6 protein-coding genes are annotated in these 6,043 nt (G+C 50.7%); 5 read left to right on the forward strand and 1 reads right to left on the reverse strand.

What is annotated here, in order from left to right:
- Positions 1–128 precede the first annotated feature (128 nt).
- Positions 129–590, forward strand: coding sequence for an inositol monophosphatase family protein (locus tag H4J77_RS18975; protein WP_182249987.1), 462 nt, complete (start codon positions 129–131; stop codon positions 588–590).
- 415 nt (positions 591–1,005) lie between these two features.
- A complete protein-coding gene (locus tag H4J77_RS18980; protein WP_182249989.1) occupies positions 1,006–1,470 on the forward strand; it encodes a hypothetical protein in 465 nt (154 codons plus the stop codon).
- A gap of 99 nt (positions 1,471–1,569) precedes the next feature.
- On the opposite strand, the gene H4J77_RS20055 is transcribed toward H4J77_RS18980, so the two are convergent.
- Positions 1,570–1,827: a helix-turn-helix domain-containing protein gene (locus H4J77_RS20055; RefSeq protein ID WP_182249991.1), complete on the reverse strand. Its 258-nt coding sequence runs from the start codon at positions 1,825–1,827 to the stop codon at positions 1,570–1,572.
- 955 nt (positions 1,828–2,782) lie between these two features.
- On the opposite strand from H4J77_RS20055, the gene H4J77_RS18990 reads away from it, so the two are divergent.
- From H4J77_RS18990 to H4J77_RS19000, 3 genes are read left to right on the forward strand one after another with little or no spacing between them, the layout of a single operon-like run.
- Entirely contained in the window at positions 2,783–3,658 is an 876-nt protein-coding gene (locus tag H4J77_RS18990) for a tyrosine-type recombinase/integrase (RefSeq protein WP_123890789.1), read from the forward strand.
- Between the two features lie 54 nt (positions 3,659–3,712).
- The gene (locus H4J77_RS18995) at positions 3,713–4,447 is read left to right on the forward strand and encodes a metallophosphoesterase family protein (RefSeq protein WP_123890788.1); all 735 of its coding nucleotides are present in this window, start codon (positions 3,713–3,715) and stop codon (positions 4,445–4,447) included.
- 34 nt (positions 4,448–4,481) lie between these two features.
- A complete protein-coding gene (locus H4J77_RS19000; protein WP_123890787.1) occupies positions 4,482–5,801 on the forward strand; it encodes a hypothetical protein in 1,320 nt (439 codons plus the stop codon).
- The last annotated feature ends 242 nt before the right edge of the window (positions 5,802–6,043 follow it).

Below are 6,043 nucleotides of genomic sequence, written 5' to 3' on the forward strand. Positions count from 1 at the left end.
AGACATCAGCTATTACCTGATGACACGGTACAACTGGCTAAGACCACATCAATTCAATGATGGTTTAGCACCTGCCAAGGCAGAGGAAAAACTTTATCCACTGTCCGGAATCAGTTGACCACTACACCGTGACCGAGGATCGCGGCTCGGATTGCATCGCCTGGGCACTGGGGATGGACTACATCTACCGCAACGGCCTGATGCTGAAGCGTTCGCTTTGCGACATTGAACTGCAGCGCAGCACTAGCGTGTTGGTCAGCAACGGAGCTCGGAAGAAACTGGGATTAAACGCGCAACTCTGCGCGCCCGCGACACCTGTGCCTACTACTAGCATCGCCTACAGATTGGCGGCGGCAGCTGCTGGCGACGCGGTTGCGGCTATTTCCCTCGTCCCCACGTCAGCTCATGACGTAGTGGCGGGTCACGCCATTCTTCTCGGTGCCGGCGGCGTATTGGTAGATGAAACGGGTGAAGCCATCGTTTACGACTCGACAGAGAGGCTCGAAACCACTTCCAAACGCTGCTTCGGGGGCGCACCAGCAGCCTGCCGCGACCTTGTGATGCGAGACTGGGATATCGTTTTTCGCTAGCGGAGGATTCGCTAAAGCCTTATCGTCCGGGCTTACGCGCTCAAAAAGTTCGGTTATCAACCTGCGGGGCGCAGTATCAATATCGAGCACGTCGATGGCTACGTCGGTATTTTGATGGCAAGGCTGAAAGCCTCAAATTCCTATCTGTCCAAGCTTCTGGTTTCAGCGCTCAATCAGGGGCATGTCCGTAATTGTCCAGCGACAAGTCTGTACTTTTGGTATGGGGTTAGCTTGCGCATTTGAAATATTTCTTCTGGTATACTCAGTATAATAAGTCATTGAAAAACAAGATAAATAAATATTGACTCGGCAATTCGTGACCTCTACCATCAAAACTGTCGTGGATGCTGGGGCGGTGAATAAAAACGCTTTCACCAGCCCTCGACCAAATAGCAACCTTCCACGAGCGGTATCTATGCAAGAAAACAGTTCACACCAGAATAAATTCAGCCCGTTGCTAATCCTGGTCCACCCTGGCTCGTTATGTGGTTCGGCGGACATGAATCTTTCCGACGAAGCAGATGCTGCCAGGGAAGCTGTGATAGACGAGTTAAACGGCTGGTCGGGCAACATACTGGTACTCGACGGTTGGTTGAGCGACGAGCTTGGGCTTTACCCTCTCCTCGAGAGAGCCATTAAAGATGCGATTTCAAGATCGCCGATGCTTGCCGACAGGCTAGAAGCAGACGATCCAGAACACACAGAGATCGCCCTTAGTCATCTCGCAGAGCTAGGTGTTCCTTTATCCACACCCATCTCCTTAACGGGCGCCTGGTATGAACCAGATTACAATTCAGGTTGCGTGCTTGCCACACAGCAGGGTCTCCTCGAAGCTGGCTACACAAACGTTACCGTTATGCAAAGCGCTGCAGTGCTGTGATAGGCGAGTGCTAGCGCTCATATTAGGAACAACCGGTGTAGGTCCGATTCGCTGGCTCTGATCATTGTGGTCTACGACCTTGGAGGCTCCGGGCCACCTTCACTGTTGCCGCGATTCCGCTACTAACTGCTCGTACCGTGTAACGAAGTCGATAAGGCTTAACCCCAGCACCTCACATATATCCCTAAGTTGGATCAGATCGAGTCTGCGTGAACCGCGTTCTATGTCGCTTACAAACGATTGTGGGCGGTCAAGCGCCTTCGCAAAATCGGCCTGTGTTAAGCCTGCTTCTGTTCGGTATTCCTTGAGCAGCTTGAGCAGAATTGTTGTTTCAGGACGATAAAGAGATTTCGACACAAGCGCCTCTGGTAAGTGTTGACAAGGCGCTAAGGTATTACTAATATGCGAATATCGGTTTTTGGGATATTCAGATAGGAGTGCTTGCTTTGCAATGGCCAGAGCTTAAAGGTTTCATCCAACTCGTTACCTCGTCCAAAGGGATGGTTTATTTTGACGCGCTCGAGGCATGCAAGTTTTACAAGATTGATATGTCGGACTATCAGGTAATCCTTGACCGTTGGAGGACATTTCTCAAATACATGCCATTTGACTCAGAGCATCAGGTTTTGGAAGGAAGTCTTTGGATACCCATTGTATGCATAGTGTCTTTTCTAGAAGACTTTGGTTGGGAGCGCGATCAAGTCGGACAAGGTGGCTTGCCTCACGTGACCAACAAGCGAAAGGAAGGGTTGGTGCGCGCAATGCTAGAAAGCCAATTCGCTGAGGCCAAGTACGCTTTGGCAGAAGACCGATCGGCATGGTCGAGCCAGCTATGGTCTTAAGCCAGGTACGGCTGCCTGCTTAATGGGTCGCTAAATTCGACGGGTGCGAAGCGCTTGTCGGCATGCGTTTGATGGCAAACATACAAGCCGTACTCGATTCATCGAGTACGGCTCGACGTTACCCATACTTGACCGTCAAGTATGGGGGCGTTGTAGACTTTCGCCAAAAACGAGCAACTTGTCGAACGCAGGTGAGACGAGTTCAGTTTTCTGGCGAAATGTCTAAAAATTGAGAGTGGAACGAGCAATTTTTGACAACGCCTTTTCGCGAAGCGGCTGAGTTTTTGACATCAAAAATCGGGTAAGTCTGACAGTATATTGAATAGCTTATTGATTTATATTTCCATGCTATGCGTGGCTTATATTCATATATAACCAAGGATGGCAAGCTGTAAACTTGTTCTGCACCGAACAGGCCCTCATCATATACAAACCGGCTGAGAGCCCTAATAAAAAGAAATCGGTGCGTTATGAACGATCAAACCAAGAAGCAATATGTAAAACTTGCGGCATATTATTATCTGCGTCATATGAATGGCGCGGTGTTAAGTATCTCGGCCATAAGGGACTCTTTGGTTCAAACCGCAGAGAATTTTCAGCCTGGTTATTTCAGGCGGCTGAAAAATGCCATCGCGTTTGACCTTGAAAATAAGGGGCATCCTGAGGCTGCTAATAAGATCAGGGCGGTAGTGAATCCGGTTACCGTCAGGGGTAGCACTCTCGTTAAGAAGCCGAAGCCACGTCGAGCCAAGTCGTTCTCCAATGATGACTTGGTGGTCCTAGTCCAGCATTTGGGAAATTCTGGCTACGAAGAAGCGTTTGCGGCTGTATGCCTTATAAGTCAGACAGGGGCCAGGCCGGCAGAACTTAAGCAGATGCGGCTTGATGGGGATACGCTCTTCATCAGGGGCGCAAAGAAAACCAGCGGTGGGAGAGGCGCTGATCGTTTGTTGACCATAACTGACGAGACAACGAAAAATATCATAACCAACTGCATCGACATTCTTAGATCTCAGCCAGCTATTACTATAGATGCGATAAGGCATCGAATACGGACGGAAGGTCTGAAGCTTTGGCCGCGACGGAAGGTGGTTCCTGGCATGTATTCAATGCGGCACCAAGTTGGGTCGAATCTAAAAACATCTGGACTCGATTCGAAAACAATCGCTTATATTATGGGTCATCAGTCAACCAACTCCATCATGCGCTACGGAGACAAGCGGCAGGGTAATGCAAGAGCGATAAATGTCGAGCCCGCCAAGGAAGCTGATCTCAGTGCTGTGCGGGACAAAGTTAAGCCGCAGAAAAGGGCATGGTTTGAGAGTGTTATATTCAGACACGAGTAATATGTATCTTATTGTCGCCGGCTCTGGGCGCTGTTAAGAGGGAAGTAAATTAGCGTGAGAATACATCTGTTGTCAGATCTGCATTTAGAGTGTGAAGACTTTGTGCCCGAGGTGGATGACGCTGATGTGGTGGTTCTTGCTGGCGATATCTGCACCCATCAGATGGGTGTGACTTGGGCCGAGGAAGCGTTCAACTGTGCAGTTATCTATATACCCGGGAATCACGAATTTTACGGCGGCGACCTAACGGATACGCTTCAAAAAATGAGGGCGGCGGCCGGCGATAACGTCTGGATACTCGATTGCGAAGAAATCGTTATAGGTAATGTTCGGTTTCTCGGGATGACCATGTGGACGGACTTTAGCAGCACCGGAAATACCGAGAAGGCTTCCCGGACAGCGCAAAACGCGATCCCAGACTTCAAATGCATTCGCGCTGAAAAATCCCGTTTTATCGAGCCCGCTGATCTCATAGCCCGATCCCTAGCCAGTAGGAGCTGGCTCACAGAGTGTTTGGCTACGCCGTTTGACGGCAAGACAGTTGTGATCACCCATCATGCCCCGTCAATGAAATCGCTAGAGGGCAGCCCCCATGCAGGCGGTCTGCTTGACGGCGCTTTCGCCAACGCGTGGGATGATCTGATTGTAGCGCCAGTAGATTTATGGCTCCACGGGCACACCCATTTCCCTGTTGATTACGTTATCAACGGTACTCGGGTGGTGAGCAATCCGCGAGGCTATCCGGGAGAAGTCGAGGGTTTTGACCCGACTCTGGTTCTCGAGGTATGACTGGCAGATGCACCAAATGAAAAAGGCATTGTGAATGGCAGTTAGGCTAGAGTTTTTAACCCAGGATCCCGACGAGATTGAACTGGCGAAGCGGTACTGGGCAATGGATGAAGCGGGTACGTACTTGGAGAAAGTGACTGGTCTGGTTCCCTTTCGTCAGCTGACTCAGTCAAGTTTTATAAGCAGCCATGTACGCAAGTATTGTCGTGCTTATGATGAGAATCAGCAGTGCAGTCTTTGCAATGGGCCAGTCTTGGTAACCAAGCGTCATGAGCCGAGAAAAGCATTTGAGCTTTCTATCCGCCCTTGCACTCCATGTGCAGAGCGTATCAAGCAAGATGAGCTTCGGATAAAGCAAGCCGAAGAGGCCGAGCTACAGCGCGTGTTGCAGAAGCGCAGTCATGACATGGCTTGCAGGACTATCTCATACGATGCATTGCCAGATGATATCTGTGTGCTGCTGTTGGCCATGGACGCTCTAATAGGCCCTCGCCTTACTAAAGGTACTTTCAGGGAGAATGAATGCGCCGCGCTGGCTCCCTATGATGGCGGTTTTTTTCTCAGACGCCTGCGTGAGGTAGGGATAATCTTGGATCAGCCTAGCGCGGCAAGGCCAGGGACCTATTTTCTTGAAAACGGTCAGATTGTGATGCGCTGGGCTCAGGCAGAGTTTTTCCTAGTTGCCGACGACAAATATGGGCGGGGGGAGGACGTCATAAGAAGGATCGCGGAGCGAGAGTTCAACAACCCAGACGCCTTGTTCGATCTTTGGCTTGATTATGCTACCAGCGACGCCGCGAGATACCTTCTAGACCAGTGCCGAATCTACAATCTCGCCTTCGGATCTGAGGACGTCGAGAGAATCAAAGGCACGATCAGACAAGCTTTGCGTGTCTATAGCACCTCCCAGTTGTGGTCCGTTATCTGGAAGGTAGTAAAGGATGCGTCGAGTCTTGCCAGCCACATGTACTTCAATCGCATCAAGGCATCAGCGACTATCCCTAACAAGATACGAAAGCAGCTTGAGAGGGCAGGGCAGGAAGATGGCATCAGCAGATACTGGAGTCGGCCTGAGCACCATCTCGCTGGTTCTTTGGGGACTGTTTTTTCAAGGCTGTTCGGCCTGGATGAGAACACCAATGGGCAGCAGGCGCATGAAAGATTTGCTCAGTTGGTCCATCACTCGAGCACCGAGGCGGACGAAGCTCTGGAGAGCCTGGTCAGGTCATTTATCCTGCAAGCACAGGATAATCCCGGCGCCGTCCAGATGATGTGCCAGTTCGCTGATCTCGTGCGTTCAGGACTTCAAACCAAACCAGCGCTTGAAGAAATCATCGGGGTCGTTGGTACCTAACGGGAGGCCCCATAAAGGCTTCCAGCCGCTTAGTGATATTGACCTGCCGACTCGAAAGGACTTGCCGCATGAATGATCCGTTGTCGGCTTTATTGCAAAGGGCGTTTGATACTCGTGCATATTCCGGCCCATCGTGACCGCCCATTCCGTTTGAACGTGACCGCCTGTTCCGGGCTAACGTGACCGCTCATTCCGTTTTATCGTGACCGATTTTGGGTGATATCCCGGAATCACCGGTCACG

This window comes from Pseudomonas sp. 5Ae-yellow (assembly GCF_014077575.1).
Taxonomy (GTDB): Bacteria; Pseudomonadota; Gammaproteobacteria; order Pseudomonadales; family Pseudomonadaceae; genus Halopseudomonas; species Halopseudomonas neustonica.